Raw genomic sequence first — 17,701 nt, forward strand, 5'->3', positions numbered from 1 at the left:
AGGACCTTTCTGTGGTACTGTCCTTTTGTTAGGTATTATCTTATACTAAAAATAGTTATTAATATAATACATATTTGGCATATTGAGTATGCTCTAAGGTTATAATTCAGAATTTTCCACAAAATACAATGATAGGAGTGAAGCGGTTTGGAGATTCGTCATCTTGAATATTTTTCAGAAGTGGCAAGGCAGCTAAGTTTCACTAAAGCAGCAGCGACACTTCATGTGTCACAACCTTCAATCAGCAAAGCTATTAAAAATCTTGAAACAGAGCTTGGCATTCCGCTTTTCTATCGGTCAAAGCAATTAGAATTGACTGATGCTGGTAAGGCGGTTTTGGTTAATGCTCAGCATGTCCTTCGTGCTTGTAAAAATCTAACTGCAGAGCTCTCTGATATAACAGAATTAAAGAAGGGCGAAATCAAAATTGGGGTCCCCCCTATCATCGGTGCTGCTTTTTTTTCAAAGATCATCAGCCAGTTTAAGTCACTCTATCCTACAGTGGAAATCTTACTTACCGAAGTAGGATCCAAAATGATAAAACAAGGTGTGGATGATGGTTCTCTCGATATTGGATTGATTTGTAACACGCCTTTAAAAAATAGTAGTTTTGAAGCAGTACAGGTTATTAAAGATCCTCTCATGTTAATCGTTCATCATGAGCATCCATTAGCAGGAGTCGATGAAATCCGCTTATCTGATCTCGCATCTGAATCCTTTATTATGTATCGAGACGATTTCACTTTATATGATCGCATTTTAGATGAATGCGCGAAGAATGATTTTTATCCTAACATCGTATGTCAAAGCTCTCAGAAAGATTTTATGATTGAGATGGTAGAAGCGAGACTCGGAATTGCGCTACTTCCTAGTAAAATAGCACGTTCAATCAAAAATGATTCAATCAAATCCATTCCACTTATCCAGTCGAACATTAACTTAGAACTAGGAATGATTTGGAAAAAAGATAAATACTTGTCTTTTGCAGTAAAGAAGTTTATTGATCTGGCTAATTCAAAGGTTGAAAAATGAGTGAATTAGCATCCGTTTTTTTGTGTAAAGCATTCTAGTAATCCTCCACACTATGCTTAAATTCCTTAATGAAGTGGAAGAAATATGAGTAGATTAGTTCTTAAGGAAGGTGGACATGAACTCATGGAACAACAGGGAAAGCAAGATGCAGATGCGCGAAATCAAAATAAAGATGAATATGTAGATATTCAAATGGGAAAACACGATCTATTTTTTAAAAAAGGGTATGACATTCTTTACACAGTCAATGAATGGCTTTTAGGTATTTGGTTTTTAGTTGGAAGTATTTTCTTCTATTATGAAACAATGAAAACATGGGGGGTAACATTATTTGTACTGGGTAGTGTTCAGATGCTTATACGTCCAACGATTCGACTTGTCCATCGCTTTCATTTAAGGAAACATTATGAAAGAGAGTATGAAGAAAAACAAATGTGATGATAGAAAAGAACCGGATGAGGGTTTCATCCGGTTCTTTTCTATTCTTCTTTTATTTCCCAATCATGTTCAAAAGCCACGCACCCCTTCAATGTTTGTGCAACCGGGCACCCTCGTTCAAATACTTTTAGTGCTCTTTCTGCTGCATCCCGTTTACCTACTGGAATAGATAAAGTATAATGACAGCGAATTTTTGTGATTTTAAGAACGCCCTCTGGCGCTTCGATGATTCCTTCAAATTTCCCTGAGACCTTATTTGGATAGGTTGGTATTTGGCGCGCATCCAGCGCACCAGATAATGTACCGGTTAGTCAGCCACCAGCAGCTGCTACAATATGGTCTAGTGTAGAAGGATATTCTTCTTCAGGAGAAGCATTGTAGAACTCTCTTACGCCGCCATGCACTCCATATTGGACTGGCTCTTCAAAATGAGCGATATAGGCTCGTCTGTTTTTGCCTTTATCCTGCTCAATTCGGATATTGGCTATTTCAATTGGCTTTTCCATCGTTAAAACTCCTTCCCTTAATTAATAAGCACCTCTAATGAGTTCATGAACTTCTTGTTGATAGAATGCTTTAAGCTTCTCCATCTCTTCGTTTGTAAAGTCAGGAACTTCTACCGCTTTAAGGTTTTGTTTTACCTGGTTAACATTTTTAAAGCCAGGAATAACACAAGAAACTTCCTTATGTTCAAGAATCCATTTTAATGCAGCAGTAGTCATGCTCTCTCGATCTCGAGCAATCCAATCAATTTCATTACTTAATTCAACACCCTTCTCAAATTCAATGCCTCCAAAAGTTTCCCCCACATTAAAGGCTCCTCCATTTCGATTAAAGTGACGATGGTCGTCTTCTTCAAACGTCGAGTTTTTCTTAAACTTCCCAGTTAATATCCCACTTGCAAGCGGTACCCGAGTAAGAATTCCAACCCCTTGTTCATGCGCTTTCGGAAAAAGCTCGTCTAAAGGTTTTTGTCTAAAAAGGTTAAATATCACTTGCAATGTGCTTACACCCGGATACTCAAGGCATAATAACCCTTCTTCTACAGTTTCAACACTTACACCGTAATAACGAATCTTCCCTTCAGCTTTTAACTTATCTAATACTTGAAATACAGCTCCATCTTTTATTATTTCCATTGGCGGACAGTGAATTTGAAACAAATCGATCTGATCTCTTTCTAATCGTTTTAAGCTCGCTTCACAATAGGAACGTACACTTTCTTCAGAGTAAGTAGCCGGATCGTGAATATCTCCTGCACGGCAAAATTTCGTTGCAATATGGATCTTATCTTCCTGTCCTTTTGTTGCTTTCGCAAGAAGTTTTTCACTATGACCATCACCGTATACATCGGCCGTATCAAAGAAGTTAACGCCAGCATCGATCGCGTATTGAAGTGATTCAAGAGCTTGGGCGTCATTGGTTTTTCCCCACGCCCCGCCTATAGCCCATGTTCCAAAACTTACTTCACTTACCATTAAGTCGGTCTTTCCTAACTGTCTATACTTCATGTTTTCCCTCCGTTAACAAAACTTGTCATTACATGCTAGTTTCCCTGTAGTTAACGAAATAAACCGGTTTCACCTATCGATTTTGTGCTTCTTTCCCGTAAATAATTTGTTTCATATGAAAAAGCATCTCATCAACAGCTGATTTAGCCACGTCAACTTCTCCTATCATATTAATGAAACTATGAACAAGTTTTTCATAATGAAGGTGGGTAACCGTTACACCATTTTGCTTTAATTTATTCGCATAATCTTTTCCCTCACTTCTTAACGGATCATATTCCACAGTAACGATTAATGCTTGAGGAAGTTTTGCTGCAATTTTATCATCTACTTGTAAAGGAGAAGCAAAGGACTCCTTCCCATCTATGGAGGTTGTCAGGTAATGGTCCCAAAACCATTTCATTTTCTCAGCGGTTAAATTAAATTGGTAATCTTCTAGATAAGAAGGAGAATCAAAGGCATAATTTGTAACTGGATTAATCAAAAATTGATGATGAATCGCTACTTTTTGATGAAGGGCAATACAAGCAGCAGCGGCTAAATTCCCGCCTGAAGATTCACCGCCGATGGACAGTCTATTGATGTCTCCTCCATAGGATGAAATCTGTTCAACCGTCCAGAGCACTGCGTCAATTGTATCCATCAATGCAGCAGGATATTTGTGTTCAGGCGCAAGGCGATACCCTACAGAAACTACGATACATCTACACTTCTCTGCTATGTATTGACAAAATGATTCACAGCTATCAAGCGATCCAAAAACCCACCCACCTCCATGCATGTAGATGAATACAGGAAGATTACGTAAACCTTCTGGTTGATAAATACGAATGGGTATTTCATGACTGCCGATTCTTCTTTCAACTGAGCATATTTGATTTGAAGGAATAGGTGTAAAGTATGCACGAGCTTCGTCATAGTAATAACGTGACATTACTGGTGTTAAAGCATCAAGAGAAGGATGTTGCAATTCCTTCATTCTTGCAGCGATTCGCTTAAGTAGCTTTTCTGATTGTAAATCAAGTTTACGATGATCCATGTTTGACTGCCTCATTAAATACGTCCCACTCATGATCGGGAGATTTTAATAGATGAAAGGAAGAAGTGATGTTGGATTCACGTATGATTTGATGAAAATCGTTCCGATTCGCAATCACGAGTTTTGCTCTTTTTTCATTGATTTGAATGTCTTTTATCACCTTTCCCCCCAGTTTTTTAAGTATTGGAATGACGATTCTATTTCGATGATCTGGCTCTCCAATTATTCTATTTGCACCAAATTTTTCAAACAAAAATAAAGTCATTGCTTTAATAATGGCTTCCCCGTCGTCTTTGTTTAATAGTCGTCTCGGTCCTATAAGCAAATGCATACCTAAATCTCTCGGTCCACTTGAATAATAGCTTCTAATTGGATCCTGTCTAACATCGTAACCAATGACGTAACAAACAGGTTCTTTATTTAGGTAGCCCATAAAAACACGCTTATGTGGTGAAGAAATCGATTTTTTAACCCAGACTTTAATTTCCTCAAGTGGCAAATTTAATTTCCAAAATGGATAAATGTGTTTCTGATGCATCCATTCGTGTAAGATAGGAACATCTTCTTCATTGACCGGTCGAAAAGAAAGGGTTCGACCGGATTCTTCGGTGATCGTGCATTCATACGCCATTCTACCTATCTCCTTAAAAAGGACGGGGGGCACCCCCGTCACTCTGTTAGTTTGTTACTTCTTTATAATAAGAGAGTGCATTGTTTACTTTACCGAATTCTGAAGCGTGGGGCCGATCATTTCCAGATGAATAACCTTCTTGAACCATGCGATTTCGATTGAGACATAGCTTTGTAAATGATGGTTGAAAGAAATCAAACAGCTTAAACCGCTCTTCTAAGTGAGGAAATCTAGCTTGATAGGAATGAATCGTTTCCGCGAGAATCTTCCAAAATTCATCTTCACGCATCATTTCATTATGCTCTAGAATGTTTGTTAAATAGCGCAAATGGCAAATAAACAATCCTGTGAAAATAAACTGCGTAAGACCTTCTGGTGGTTCACTGCGAAGAACCGCTCTCAATTCTGGTGACAATCCTCTTAACTCCTCGAATGGTTGATCACTAATATTAACGTCATCAACGAAATCTTTTACAGTTAGTCGGGACGGTTTATACTCTTTTAATACGAGAATGGTATTTTGTCCATGCGGCGAGAAGACTGTGCCATACTGGTACAAATAATGCAGTAGCGGTTTCATCGTGACATCAAGAAATTGCGTGATCCATTCTTGCGTCGAAATTCCTGATTTTTCAATCATACTTTGAATATAGGCTTTACCATCATGGTCTTCGTATAGCAATGCAGCTAATGTAATGGCTTGTTCTCCTTCTTCGAGGTATGTATAGATGCTTTCACGAAATATAACCCCAAGCATTTCGTTGTATTGATACGGTGCTTGTTCAAGCCTTTGATAATAAGGATGATCAACGTTAATACTAGCAATTTCACCTGGTAAGATAACGTTACATTCCTCTCTTAAGAAGGAGTCGTTTTCATAGATTCCTTTTATAAATTCGGTGATTTGCGGTGCAATAAGCGTTCGTTCCGTAGGTAAGCCCCGATAGACGAGTGTATTTAAAATACTCATTGGCAACTTTACATGATGCTTGTCTTGGTGAGATTGATTGACAAACGTCCGAATGGATTGCTGAGGAAGGTAAGCGTCACTAGATTCCCCAAGCGGTACAATCGTTTGATTCGCAATTTCTTCTGCGAAATTCTGAATCAAGACATTTTTCCACTGCCACTCATGAACTGGCATGAATAGAAAGTTGGTGGGGTCTAGCCTTTTGGATAGTAAAAGCTCCTTGAATTTTTGAAGGTCACGAACACTTAACTCAGCGTTTATGAGCTCATCAAAGGTTAGATCTTTAACAGATTGAAAAGAGCTTATTTCACGACTAACCCCGACCCAGGAAAGTTTTACTTCATTCTGATGTTCAGGCGCAAAGTCCAAGTAATCATCGTAGCCAAATCCAATCCTTCCTTTGTTATAGGTGATCCAAGGGTGACCAGTCATATAGCCTTCTAATCTAGCATAGTCTTCGTCAACTAAATCATCTGAGGAAACGCGCTTTGATAACAGATGAGCATCTGCAATAAGGGTTTGATTGATTTCTTTTATTAAGTGAGCTGTCGTTTCAGCCGACATGCCGATTAGTGGTTGAATATCAAGAAGGAAAGCGATGGCTCCACCCTTCTCTTCCTTACCGTCAGAAAAGAGACGAATCGATCTCCAGTCAACGGCAAAGCTATCAAAAAGACGAGTCGTTGCACGGAACTGATAGGTTTTCTTGGTAGAAACAAGTAGCTCAAAAAGGCTATGGTTTTCTTGTTCTTGAATGATTTCAGGTGTAATCATGTCCTCGTACATAAACTCTGAAAGCATTTTTGCGAGAAGTTTATGATTCACTCGTTCCCAGCTTTCTTTTGATAAAATATGATCTAAGTCTTTATCAGAATACATACGTTCACCACTTTCTAATTAGATATTAATGCAGGATTTTTGACAACACCAAAAGATTGGAAGACATTTTTTGACTGAACGGGATACACTTCTTTCTTAGCGATCTGATTAATAATAACGGCGTTTCGATGAGCGCCAAGCCCAAGATCTGGTGCCCCAACCCCATGAGTGTGAAGTTCACCGTTTTGGACAAAAATCTCATTTTCACTGTTATGTTTCGTACTCAAACGATAATCTTCTGTAATTTCAAGACGATTTTTTAGATCTTTATTTAATAGGGATTCCGGTAAAAAACTTGGCATGTTCTGTGTGTAGCCAGTACCTAGAATGATGACTTCAGATTCGAAATCAAACGATTCCTTTGTCACGGTATGATTACCTTGCACGTGGCATACCTCTCCATTCATCTCCAGCTGGTTTATTTCGCTCATTGCTTGTAGATGAGCCGGCTGTTGATTTCCAATTGATTGCTCATATAAGACATCATAGATTTCAGAAATCGTTTCAGCGCTAATTCCTTTATAAAGCAATGCTTGATCTTTCAGTAGCCCATCTTTCTTTTCTTGTGAAAGTCTGTAAAAGAAATCCGTGTAATCTGGTGAAAAATATTCAAGACCGAGTTTTGAGTATTCCATTGGGAAAAAGCCGTTTGATCTTGTATACCAGCTTAATTCATAATGGTGCTTTTCCTGCTCTTTGGCTAAGTCTAAAAAGATCTCAGCTGCACTCTGACCTGAGCCGACGACAGCAATCGATTTCCCTTGTACAGCTCGCTCTTTCTTCTCCATGTAATCTGATGAATGAAAAACCGTTTCACTGAGCTTAGATTTGAATGGTTTAGGAACGGAAGGTATTGAACCTATCCCCATGACGAGATGTTTTGTTAGAAACGTTTCAATTTTTAATGTCCTAACATGCTGAACTTGAACAAGATAAACGGATGCTCCTTCTTCTGATTGATGTAATGAAACATCCATCACCTCATAACCAAATCGGCATGAATCAAGTTGCTTAGATACCCACTGACAGTAGTGATTGTATTCTTTTCTAGGGATATGAAACTTTTCTAAAAAGTAAAAGTGGTACAAGCGTTTATGAATTTGTAAGTAGTTTAGAAAGGTGAATTTGTTTTTTACGTCCGCCATGCTGACCAGATCAGCGAAAAATGGTACTTGTAAAGTGGTTCCATCAATCAGCATTCCAGGATGCCAATCAAACGCTTCTTTCCGATCAAACAGAAGGACGTCTATCTCATCAAGGGCGTCTGTTAGGGCAGCAAAACCAAGGTTAAATGGTCCAATCCCTATACCAATGGCATCATATACGTGTTCACTCATTCCCCCACTTCCTTTCAAACTGATCACGTTCACAAATCATGAATAACCCTGTTTTATCAGGTAGCTTAATCGGTTTTTGTGGTCGAAAGCCACATTTTTCAAAGACATGAATCATTTTCTTATTTCGAATGTCTGGTTCAGCAATCACTCTTTTTGTCCGCTTTTCCTTCAGTTGTAAAGACACCATCTCGCGAAGAAGTGGAAGGGCGTATCCCTTACCAAGGAAGTCTGTTTCTCCAATTAAGAGATGGATACCCTGGTCATAAGGTTTATTTTCATACATGCCTTCCATGATATCGCCTTCTACCCAGTAAGCTTCCCAGTAGCTGATCGGTTTGTTGTTTACAAAACCGAGATAAAGGGTTTGATGCTTGTCTTTTAATGCTTTCAGCAAATGACGTTTATAGGCTTCCAACGGTATATTTAATTGCCAGTATGGGAAAACATGTGCTTTGTTCATCCACCGATGAATCATATGTACATCGCGTTCAAAGCTCACTTCAGAAAAAGAGATGGTTTTATATTCTTGATCTATTTCAACCTGCTTATGAGCCATTTTTTACTGCAACCTCCTGTGCAATTGGATTAGTCACCATTGTATAAACCGATTGTGTCTCCAGTGACCCCACCAGCTCATCCATGTCATAGAAGCGAGTTAATAAATTCGCTTTGCACGGTAAAACTGGCTCTTCTAGTAAACTTTTCACAAGAGGTGATGACGCCTCATACCGTAGAAGACGTTCTCTTAAGAGATCTATTAGGTGTTGTTCGCTAACCAATCCGTTCACGCCAAATGCATTGATCAAGCCGAATAAATGATTGAAAAAGAAATAATAGCGAAAACGTTCACTTGCTACTTCATCAGTACAAATGGTATCGCTTTTTTCATTTAAATCTGGAAGAAGTTTTGAGAGCTTATCAGCCATAGATTCGCTGAAGTAATATCCCTGATTGTCTCGGTAATAGAAGGTTGATGGATAGCCTTCCGATAGTTTAATAACGGAATTCTGCTGATGGGCTTCTAAAGCAATGCCATAGTTGCGATAAAGCCATAGCATCGGATCAAGACAGAGAGACAAATAGCGATCAAACCATTCTAAACTTACTTTTTCAATTGCACGTCCTTCTCTTCTCGCAATTGAAGTGATAATCGTATGTAGACGAGCTTTCCCTCCATACGCATGATCCTGGCAAAGTGCAGCGACTAAGCTCGTGTTTTCGCTTTTTTTATAGAAAGGATTCTCGCGTATGACAACCGCAAAACCATGTTCAAGATTTGGAATGGCGACATTCAAATAAGCGGGATCACGAATGATTTTAAACTTTGGGTGGTTTCTCTTTAGTTCTTTTCCTAACGTTGTATTCAGTAGTTTAGATACTTCTACGCCTCGATCAAGCTCTTTTTGCTGATTGACTCGAAGTGAGTTTGTTATTTTAACAGGAACCGAAAACTTCAGCATATAGTTAGATTGACGACTGTAAAGCGTTCTAAATGAAGAAGTAGCCGTGTACATCTTCCCCACTGGGCCGAGATAATCAAGTTTTCCTTTTTGAATATAGTGAACTACCTGTTTGTTTTTTAAGAGAACGTTGACTTGAAGGGGATGGACAGGAATCAAAACCCATTTCTCAAATTGATGGAGCCATTCTTGATTAACGGATTCATCCGCTCTTAACTCCTCTCTTATCAGTTCACTGGCGGATAATGATAAGCTTGAGTCTTCTAAAATGATGGAAGGATGAACACTAAAATAGTGAAGTTGAAATTCACCATTCAGTTCAGGTGAGTACAGACGATCTTCTTCTAGTGATAATCCTTGTTTGCTTTTAGGTGTTGGGTGTAGCAGATGCCCAAGTAAGAGAGACTGTTCTGCTTCAATGTAATCAAACGACTCATCCGATAAACGGTTTTTGTCCTTGTATCTTTCCTCAATATACGATTTCATGTTTTGACAGCTTAATAGGATCCTCATAATCAATTCATCTTCTGCATCTAATCGTTTCTGATCGATCAGGAGTTCTTTTACAATTAACGTGCTTAATGTAAGATAATCAAGCGAGTTAAATGCGCCATTTTTGATGCGATAAACCAATGGGAATTGAAAGATATGTCGTCCAGTTAAAGACCAATAAGAGACTGGTAAAATTAGCTCTATTCCCTGGTTTTCGAGTAAACAGGAAATGAACTTCTGAGCTGATAAATCTCGTAAAGCTTCAGGTTTTTCTATTTCAGTAAAATGGCTAGTTTCGCGTAAATAACAATTTAGGAAGCTCTGCATCGTAGCTTGTTCTGCATAGTCTTTAGCAAATTTCACGTGTGGTCCCTCCATTTCCATCCTAGTGTTTGAATTTCTTCTACAATTTCATAAATGTGCTCGATTTTTGTTCTAGGATTAAGCATGGTGAATTTCAAATAGGTTCGGCCATCCACCGATGTTTTAGCAATGGCTGCTTTGCTCTCATATAGCATTTCTTGCTGTATTTTTCGATTAAGCTTGCACACATCTCCGGATGGATTCTGTGGTTCAAATCGAAAAATGACTGTGTTGAGTTCTGGGTTTTTGTTTTCAACTTTAATATTAGGTTGTTGAGATAAGTAATTCGCTGTTTCTTGGGCCAGATAAAAGGTAGCGTCAATCATTTCAGAAAAAAGACTGATTCCAACGTTTTTCAACGAGAGGAAAAGTTTAAAAGCATCAAATCTTCTGGACGTAACAATTGATTTGTTTACTAGGTTTGGAATTCCTTCCTCTTCATCCTCCATTGGATTTAAGTAATCAGCGTGATGATTCAGAAAACGAAAGGAATGGCTGTTTTTTACAAGGAAAGCGCCACATGAAATTGGTTGGTAGAAAAGCTTATGAAAATCAACTGTAATGGAGTCCGCTGCTGTAATTCCTTCTAGCTTCCAAATGTGAGATTCAGAGAGGATAAGTGCTCCACCATACGCCGCATCGACATGGAACCATAATTCTTCCTCCTGTGCGATAGTGGCTAATTCTACTAAAGGATCGATGCTCCCAAAATCAGTCGTGCCGCACGTTCCGACAAGTGCAAAAGGTAAAAGTTCTCTTTCCTTCAAATCTATCAATTGTTTTTTTAAGTGTATCGGTGACATTCGGTGGTTCTCATCAACTTTCACTTTTATTACAGCGCTCTCCCCTAGCCCTAGCTGGGCAGCTGATTTTTGCACGGTGAAATGTGCATCCTCAGAGCAAAGAATCCTTAATTTATGAAATTGAGGTGGTAACCCATCACGCTTGACATCACGTCCCCACTTGCGATGACAAAATTCATCCCTTGCTAACAAAAGTCCAGTATAATTTGATTGGGTTCCACCAGTGGTAAATGTGCCATCAGAATTAGAAGGATAGCCGAATTGCTGTGTCAGCCACTTGATCATTTCCTGTTCTACATAGGTGGCAGCGGTACTTTGATCCCATGAATCAAGAGATTGATTAAACGAACTAATCATAAGCTCTGCCGCAATTGCTGGTATGAGCGGTGGACAGTGCAAATGGGCGATGCTTTTTTCGTGAGAAACATGAAGGCTATTTTTGAGTATCGGTTCGGCTATTTCTTGCAAGATATTGGTGAAATTTTGAGTTTCATTAGGAAACTTAAAAAGTGTAGCAATTTCATCTTGAACCACCGTTGGTTGTTTCCCAATGTAGGGATGGGTTGCTTCCTGAAAGGTTCGACTAATCAATTCGATCATCTCAGACATTTGTTCTTGAAAAGAAGCTTGTCCATTTTCTCCATTAGAAAGAAAGAGTTGCTCCATCCAATCTGTTTTCATTTCTTTATACGTTAAATTCATTCCATAGACTCCACAGCAACTTTTACGGCTTCTTCAATGATTCTTAGAACATCTGTCACTTGCTCCTCCGTTATAATCAGCGGAGGTAAAAGTCTAATGACACTCCCGTTTCTCCCTCCAACTTCTAAAATCAAACCTCGATTAAAACATTCTCTCTGAATGCGACTGGCTAATGCAGGGTGAGATGGATAACTTCCTGAAGCAGATTGGCCTTGTGTGGGGTCTACTATTTCTACCCCAATCATTAACCCTCTCCCTCTAACGTCACCAATTTCACCGAATTGGTGTTGCATCTCTTTTAGTGCAACAATCATTTTTTTCCCCATTGCAGCTGCATGATTGTGAAGTTCATGCTCTTTAATAAATTTCAACAAAGCAGTCCCAGCAGCCATTGCCATTTGGTTTCCTCGAAAAGTACCAATGTGCGCACCTGGATTCCACTTATCAAGATCTTGATCATAAATCATAACGGAAAGAGGTAAACTTCCTCCAATTGCTTTTGAAAGCACAATAACATCCGGAACAATCCCTGCATGTTCAAATGCGAACATTTCACCCGTTCGACCGATTCCTGTTTGAATTTCATCAATAATGAGTGGGATGCCTCTCTCCTTCGTGATTCTTCTCATTTCTTGAAGCCATTCGATCGGTGCTGGAATTGATCCTCCTTCTCCCTGTACAACTTCAAGAATCATAGCAGCTGGATGTAGAATGCCACTTTCTGGATCATCGAGAAGATTTTCGATATAAGTACTTGAAACCCTATGCCCCTCTTCATCCTTCATTCCAAATGGACAGCGGTAGGCGTAAGGATATGGCATGAAGTGAGTATCAGGCATCAAGCCTTGAACATATTGTTTAGGAGCATGATTCCCGCTGATCGCCATCGTCCCATGTGTAGAACCATGATACCCACCCTGGAAAGTAAGAATGGTGCTTCTTCCAGTTGCTGTTTTTACTAATTTTAATGCAGCCTCAATGGCGTCCCCACCAGTAGGACCACAAAACTGAATTTTAGCCCGATCAGCAAATTGTTCTGGTAAGTTCGAATATATTTCATTCACAAACTCTTCTTTGACTGGCGTTGTAATGTCTAATGTATGTAAAGGTCGTTTATCGCGAAGAATTTTCTCGATTGCTTCTATCACAACTGGATGGTTATGACCCAGTGCAAGTGTTCCTGCACCTGCCAAACAGTCATAGTATCGCTTGCCGTCCATGTCTGTAACAAAAATACCCTCTGCTTCAGAAATGGCGATCGGTATCCTTCTTGGGTAAGATCTTGCATTCGATTCTCTTTTCTCTTGCTGTGCAAGTAGTGTCTGGTTATTGGCTAAATCTTTAACAGTCATATACAACCACCCTTTTTAATTGATAATCATTTTCAACGTGCTGCAACTAACATTATAAATGAGAATGATTATCATATTCAATAATACTTGAGAACTATTCTCAATAAATGGTTTTGTGGGTCATTTGAAGGTGTAATTATCCATTAAACGGAAAGAGGTACATGTTTTTTAATGATTTTATTTTCTCATTCCTTTTTCTTTCATTTGATATAAACATTCTTTGGTTTAGAAGAATACGATGAAGAAAGGTTAAGGAAGGTGAGTTAAATTGGAGGTGTATGGAGATCTAATCGTCCTTACAGGAGCATGGATTCAAGCGCTCGGAGCAGGTGTGGCTTCAATTGGGGATACTATCGTAGCGATAGAAGAAAAAGGAACAGTTGCAGAGGATGTAGGTGGAGATCTTTATGTTATTGGGAATGCAATTGAAGCAACAGGAAACGCCTTACAAGCTGTTGGAAGAGAAAGCTTGGCAGAAAATACATTGGAGCAGAGTTTAGGAGTTCTTGGTTCTTGGCTTCAAGCAGCTGGAAATCTTTCGAATGTCATAGGAGGGGCTCAAGCCCTTAGTTTAGACGAAGAAGAAGGGCTAACTATTGATATCATTGGGGACGTTATCCAAACAATTGGTGCCGGTTTTGAAGCACAGGGATCAAGTTTAAGCGATTCTCCCTATGCAGTAACTATCACAACAGGACAAACAATTCAAACGTATGCCCTTGCGATTGAGACAATCGGTCTTCTATATATTAAAAAGAAGCGAATAAGACTTGGTGAACAAATTTTAGCATTAGGCAGTTACGGTCAAACTGCTGGTTCATTATTAGAAGCTATTGCATACACGAAGGAATTTCAAATGAAGTATTTATCATAACCTGCATGTAAAATCAATGTTTTCCCTTCTTTAATAGAGCTATCATTATGAGAGTCTACTTTAATATTTTTGACATCAAGAAATTTATCATAGGAACTCCATCAATTACTATTGTTTGATCCTTAACAACATTAAATTGATGTCTTTCAAAAAAAGGACGAGCCGTTATGCTTGCTTCGGTTGAAAGTTTCATTATGTTATGTTCTTTTGCAGTTTTTTCAACTTTTGAAAGAAGTTCGGTCGCAATGCCTTGTCGCTGAAATTTGTGATGAATATACAAACGCTCAAGGTGCCCGGTTGCAGTTAAATCAATAAACCCCAGAATATCTCCTTCTCTTTCAGCTACGTATGTGAAATTTCGTTTGAATTCTTCTTTCCATATTGAAGTTCTCGTTAACGTTGGTTTTGAATTTGTCCATGCAGCTATTTGTATTAAAGAATAATCTTTACGATTAACATACTGAATGGTTTGTAAAAATAATTCGATGATTTGATTGAGATCATTATGATGATAGTTTCTAATTTTCATCGGGAACCTCCGGATTTATTTACCGTTTTATTTCCAACTAAAGAAGACGGAATTCCGTCTTCTTTAGTTAAACATATTTTCAACCATTATTGCCATTCCTTGTCCACCGCCAACACATAGTGTGGCGATGCCGAAACGCTCATTTTTTCTTTTCATTTCATACATTAATGAAGTTAAGATACGTGCGCCAGTAGCTCCAAGTGGATGCCCAAGAGCAATTGCTCCACCATTTACATTTACTTTATCCGCCTGGAGACCAAGTTCACGGATAACGGCGAGCGCTTGTGCAGCGAATGCTTCATTTAATTCAAACAAACCGATGTCTTTCAACTGCATTTCAGTTCGTTCTAGCAGTTTTTTAACAGCAGGAACAGGACCGATTCCCATAATTTCTGGTGAAACGCCTGAAGTGGACCAGTCAACGACACGAGCAAGAGGTTGTAGATTTAGTTCACGAGCTTTCTCTTCCCTCATAACAAGCATCGCTACAGCGCCATCGTTTCTTCCACATGAGTTTCCTGCAGTAACGGTTCCACCTTCCTTGAATACAGGCTTTAACATAGAAAGCTTTTCTACCGTTGTACCTGGCCGCGGATGTTCATCATGTTTTACCAGGTTGGTTTGGCGTCTAGACTTTGTTTCAACTGGAATGATCTCTTCATCAAATACCTTTTTCTCGATCGCTTCTGCCGCACGACGCTGACTCTCAGCAGCAAAAGCATCCTGATCTTCACGTGTAATCTGGTATTTTTCCGCAACGTTTTCTGCCGTAATACCCATACCTAATTGATTACCGTATATCTCATTTGGCTGTTGACCAGCTTCTAGATTAGAATCAACTAATGTGGTTTTATCGCCACCAAAACGACTGTTACGTAAGTAAATCGGAGCGTGACTTAAACTTTCTGTCCCACCAGCTACAAGGATTTCTGCCTGTCCGGACTGGATTTGTTGAACAGCTGAAGCGATTGCCTGCATACCAGAAGCGCAAAGTCGATTAATTGTAAAAGCGGGTGAGGTGGCAGGAATTCCTGCTCTTAAAGCTGCAACTCTTGCTACATTTGAAGATTCCGTCGTTTGACGTACTTCACCCAGGATCACTTCATCGATAAGTTCAGGCGTAATCCCTGCTCTAGCGATCGTTTCTTTAATGGCAATAGCGGCTAACTCACCGGAATTTAAGTTTTTTAGCACGCCACCGTAGCGTCCCACTGGTGTTCTAACTGCTTCAACAATGACGATATTTTCTTTCATTCCTTATCCTCCTTTAGCTATATTCTTTTCGGAGCTGACTCGCAATAATGTTTTTTTGTATCTCAGAAGTTCCTTCATAGATGCGTGTAATTCGTGCATCTCGGAAATATCGCTCAATTGGATAATCCGAAATGTAGCCAATTCCCCCATGCACCTGAAGTGCTTTGTCTGCCACTCTGTTGTAAACTTCTGATCCATACAATTTAAGCATAGCCGCTTCTTTAATGACTTTTTCACCCTGGTCGACCATCCACGCTACACGGTATGTAAATGATCGAAGAGCTTCAATTTCTACACCCATTTCTGCAACCATGTGCGCAACAGCCTGATGTTCAATAATTGGTACGCCAAACTGAATGCGTTCTTGTACATAATCCATGCTCAAATCCAGGAGCTTTTGAGAGGATCCTAGATTTCGTGCAGCGAGCCCAGCTCGTCCGTTTGCTAAAATTTTTAATGCATTGACATAACCTTTTCCTACCTCACCAAGTACGTTTTCCTCTGGTACTTCACAGTTATCAAAAATAAGCTCAGCGGAGTGAGAGCCTTTCAAGCCCATTTTTTCTTCAACTGCACCGACATGAAAGCCTTGAAAATCTTTTTCAACGATAAATGATGTAATCCCCTTTGCTCCTTTTGATGGATCAGTTGCTGCCATTACAGTAAAAACATCTGCTTCAGTGGCATTGGTAATGTAGTGCTTTGTTCCATTCAAAATATATTTATTTCCTTCTTTCACTGCTGTTGTTTTTAAGTTCGACGCGTTTGATCCCGCAGAAGGTTCGGTTAAAGCAAAAGCGCCAATTTTCTTTCCGCTTGCCATATCTGGTAGGTATTTTTGCTTTTGTTCTTCATTGCCGAGTTCAACAATCCCGACAGAACCAATCCCTGTGTGAGCACCTATCAGAGTAGTAAAACCATTGTGGGTTTTACCTAACTCTTCATAGAGGGCGCATTTTCCAACCATGCCTATCCCAAGACCGCCATATTCTTCAGGGATACTTAAGCCAAATAACCCCATTTCTTTTGAAAGCTCAATGATCCGTTCTGGAATACGATCTTCACGCTCAATGGTCATGGCAACCTTCTCGACCTCATTTTCAACAAAATTTCGGATGTTGGTTTTAAGAAACTGAATGTCCTGATCGAATTGAAAATCCATTGGTATCTCTCCCTTTTAATCGTATGTATAAAATCCTCTTCCACTTTTTCTGCCGAGTCTACCGGCTTTCACGTATTTTGTTAAAATTGGGCATGGGCGATATTTTTCTCCGAGCGTTTCGTACAAATATTCCATGTTTCTTAGTCTCGTATCGAGTCCAACAAGATCGGCGAGTTCAAGTGGGCCCATTGGATGATTTAGCCCCAGTTTCATTGCTTTATCGATGTCTTCCGGTGAACCAACACCTTCCATGACCATGTTCATCGCTTCATTGCCGATCAGACAATTCATTCGGCTAACTGCAAAGCCGGGAAATTCATTAATTCTAACGCATTCCTTATTAATCGCTTTACCAAATGCCATGGCCTTGCTAATGGTTTCTTCTGATGTTTCTAGACCACAAATCACTTCAATTAGTTTCATTTTTGGGACTGGATTAAAAAAGTGAAGGGCTAGACATTGATCAGGTCTCTTTGTTTGGGCAGCTATTTCAGTTGGGCTCATGGTGGATGTGTTGGTAGCCAGAATCGCATGGTCTGGTGTAAGGTCATCTAGCTGTTGAAAAATACTTGTTTTCAGTTCCATTATTTCTAGAACTGCTTCAATGACTAGATCACGGTCCCTTGCTGCTACAGGAAGTTCTGTTGTATATTCAATTTCTTTAAATCGTTTTCCAGCTAATTCTTTTGAAAGAAGCTCTTTACTGACGGATCGATCAAATTGGGTTTTTAGATAAGATTTGGACTTATCTAATGAAGCCTCGCTGACATCTTGGAGGATGACCGACATCCCTGCTGCTGCAGCAGAATAGGCGATTCCCCTTCCCATAGTTCCTGCACCGATCACTGCTATTTTTTGAATTGACAATTACAA

18 protein-coding genes are annotated in these 17,701 nt (G+C 39.4%); 3 read left to right on the forward strand and 15 right to left on the reverse strand.

Annotated elements, in window-relative coordinates; genetic code table 11:
* Positions 1-147 precede the first annotated feature (147 nt).
* The gene (locus PQ511_RS14535) at positions 148-1,032 is read left to right on the forward strand and encodes a LysR family transcriptional regulator (RefSeq protein ID WP_273852618.1); all 885 of its coding nucleotides are present in this window, start codon (positions 148-150) and stop codon (positions 1,030-1,032) included.
* An 84-nt stretch (positions 1,033-1,116) separates the two neighbouring features.
* Positions 1,117-1,470 (forward strand): YrhK family protein, encoded by a 354-nt coding sequence (locus tag PQ511_RS14540; RefSeq protein ID WP_273852619.1) that lies wholly within the window; start codon positions 1,117-1,119, stop codon positions 1,468-1,470.
* 41 nt (positions 1,471-1,511) lie between these two features.
* On the opposite strand, the gene PQ511_RS23760 is transcribed toward PQ511_RS14540, so the two are convergent.
* From PQ511_RS23760 to PQ511_RS14590, 11 genes are all read right to left on the reverse strand, one after another.
* Positions 1,512-1,757 carry an OsmC family protein gene (locus PQ511_RS23760; protein WP_420541716.1) on the reverse strand — a complete coding sequence of 82 codons (246 nt, stop codon included), beginning with the start codon at positions 1,755-1,757 and terminating at the stop codon, positions 1,512-1,514.
* A gap of 24 nt (positions 1,758-1,781) precedes the next feature.
* A complete protein-coding gene (locus tag PQ511_RS14545) occupies positions 1,782-1,976 on the reverse strand; it encodes a hypothetical protein (RefSeq protein WP_273852620.1) in 195 nt (64 codons plus the stop codon).
* Positions 1,977-1,997: 21 nt separating this feature from the next.
* The gene (locus PQ511_RS14550; RefSeq protein ID WP_273852621.1) at positions 1,998-2,981 is read right to left on the reverse strand and encodes an aldo/keto reductase; all 984 of its coding nucleotides are present in this window, start codon (positions 2,979-2,981) and stop codon (positions 1,998-2,000) included.
* Positions 2,982-3,054: 73 nt separating this feature from the next.
* The gene (locus PQ511_RS14555; RefSeq protein WP_273852622.1) at positions 3,055-4,020 is read right to left on the reverse strand and encodes an alpha/beta hydrolase; all 966 of its coding nucleotides are present in this window, start codon (positions 4,018-4,020) and stop codon (positions 3,055-3,057) included.
* On the reverse strand, positions 4,007-4,651 hold the full coding sequence (locus PQ511_RS14560; RefSeq protein ID WP_273852623.1) for a GNAT family N-acetyltransferase: 645 nt from the start codon (positions 4,649-4,651) through the stop codon (positions 4,007-4,009). The genes PQ511_RS14555 and PQ511_RS14560 overlap by 14 nt, the downstream gene beginning before the upstream one ends.
* Positions 4,652-4,697: 46 nt before the next feature.
* The gene (locus PQ511_RS14565; protein ID WP_273852624.1) at positions 4,698-6,500 is read right to left on the reverse strand and encodes an IucA/IucC family protein; all 1,803 of its coding nucleotides are present in this window, start codon (positions 6,498-6,500) and stop codon (positions 4,698-4,700) included.
* Between the two features lie 14 nt (positions 6,501-6,514).
* Positions 6,515-7,837 (reverse strand): lysine N(6)-hydroxylase/L-ornithine N(5)-oxygenase family protein, encoded by a 1,323-nt coding sequence (locus PQ511_RS14570; protein ID WP_273852625.1) that lies wholly within the window; start codon positions 7,835-7,837, stop codon positions 6,515-6,517.
* Complete coding sequence (locus PQ511_RS14575; protein WP_273852627.1) at positions 7,830-8,393, reverse strand: GNAT family N-acetyltransferase; 564 nt, start codon at positions 8,391-8,393, stop codon at positions 7,830-7,832. Before PQ511_RS14575 ends, PQ511_RS14570 begins: the two co-directional genes overlap by 8 nt.
* On the reverse strand, positions 8,383-10,116 hold the full coding sequence (locus PQ511_RS14580) for an IucA/IucC family protein (RefSeq protein ID WP_273852745.1): 1,734 nt from the start codon (positions 10,114-10,116) through the stop codon (positions 8,383-8,385). The genes PQ511_RS14575 and PQ511_RS14580 overlap by 11 nt, the downstream gene beginning before the upstream one ends.
* Positions 10,117-10,148: 32 nt before the next feature.
* Entirely contained in the window at positions 10,149-11,657 is a 1,509-nt protein-coding gene (locus tag PQ511_RS14585) for a pyridoxal phosphate-dependent decarboxylase family protein (RefSeq protein ID WP_273852628.1), read from the reverse strand.
* Positions 11,654-13,009, reverse strand: coding sequence for an aspartate aminotransferase family protein (locus PQ511_RS14590; protein WP_273852629.1), 1,356 nt, complete (start codon positions 13,007-13,009; stop codon positions 11,654-11,656). Before PQ511_RS14590 ends, PQ511_RS14585 begins: the two co-directional genes overlap by 4 nt.
* Positions 13,010-13,283: 274 nt before the next feature.
* Between PQ511_RS14590 and PQ511_RS14595 the strand changes: the two genes are divergently transcribed.
* Complete coding sequence (locus PQ511_RS14595; RefSeq protein WP_420541717.1) at positions 13,284-13,883, forward strand: DUF6944 family repetitive protein; 600 nt, start codon at positions 13,284-13,286, stop codon at positions 13,881-13,883.
* A gap of 55 nt (positions 13,884-13,938) precedes the next feature.
* Here the strand turns inward: PQ511_RS14595 and PQ511_RS14600 are convergent, their stop codons facing one another.
* The 4 genes from PQ511_RS14600 to PQ511_RS14615 all read right to left on the reverse strand — a co-directional run bounded on the left by PQ511_RS14600 (position 13,939) and on the right by PQ511_RS14615 (position 17,689).
* Positions 13,939-14,412, reverse strand: coding sequence for a GNAT family N-acetyltransferase (locus PQ511_RS14600; RefSeq protein WP_273852631.1), 474 nt, complete (start codon positions 14,410-14,412; stop codon positions 13,939-13,941).
* A gap of 63 nt (positions 14,413-14,475) precedes the next feature.
* Positions 14,476-15,666, reverse strand: a complete 1,191-nt coding sequence (locus PQ511_RS14605; RefSeq protein ID WP_273852632.1) for a thiolase family protein — start codon at positions 15,664-15,666, stop codon at positions 14,476-14,478.
* A 13-nt stretch (positions 15,667-15,679) separates the two neighbouring features.
* Entirely contained in the window at positions 15,680-16,828 is a 1,149-nt protein-coding gene (locus tag PQ511_RS14610; RefSeq protein ID WP_273852633.1) for an acyl-CoA dehydrogenase family protein, read from the reverse strand.
* A gap of 15 nt (positions 16,829-16,843) precedes the next feature.
* Positions 16,844-17,689 carry a 3-hydroxyacyl-CoA dehydrogenase family protein gene (locus tag PQ511_RS14615; protein ID WP_273852746.1) on the reverse strand — a complete coding sequence of 282 codons (846 nt, stop codon included), beginning with the start codon at positions 17,687-17,689 and terminating at the stop codon, positions 16,844-16,846.
* Positions 17,690-17,701: the final 12 nt, after the last annotated feature.

The sequence above is a fragment of the Guptibacillus spartinae genome (assembly GCF_028610625.1).
Taxonomy (GTDB): Bacteria; Bacillota; Bacilli; order Bacillales; family Guptibacillaceae; genus Guptibacillus; species Guptibacillus spartinae.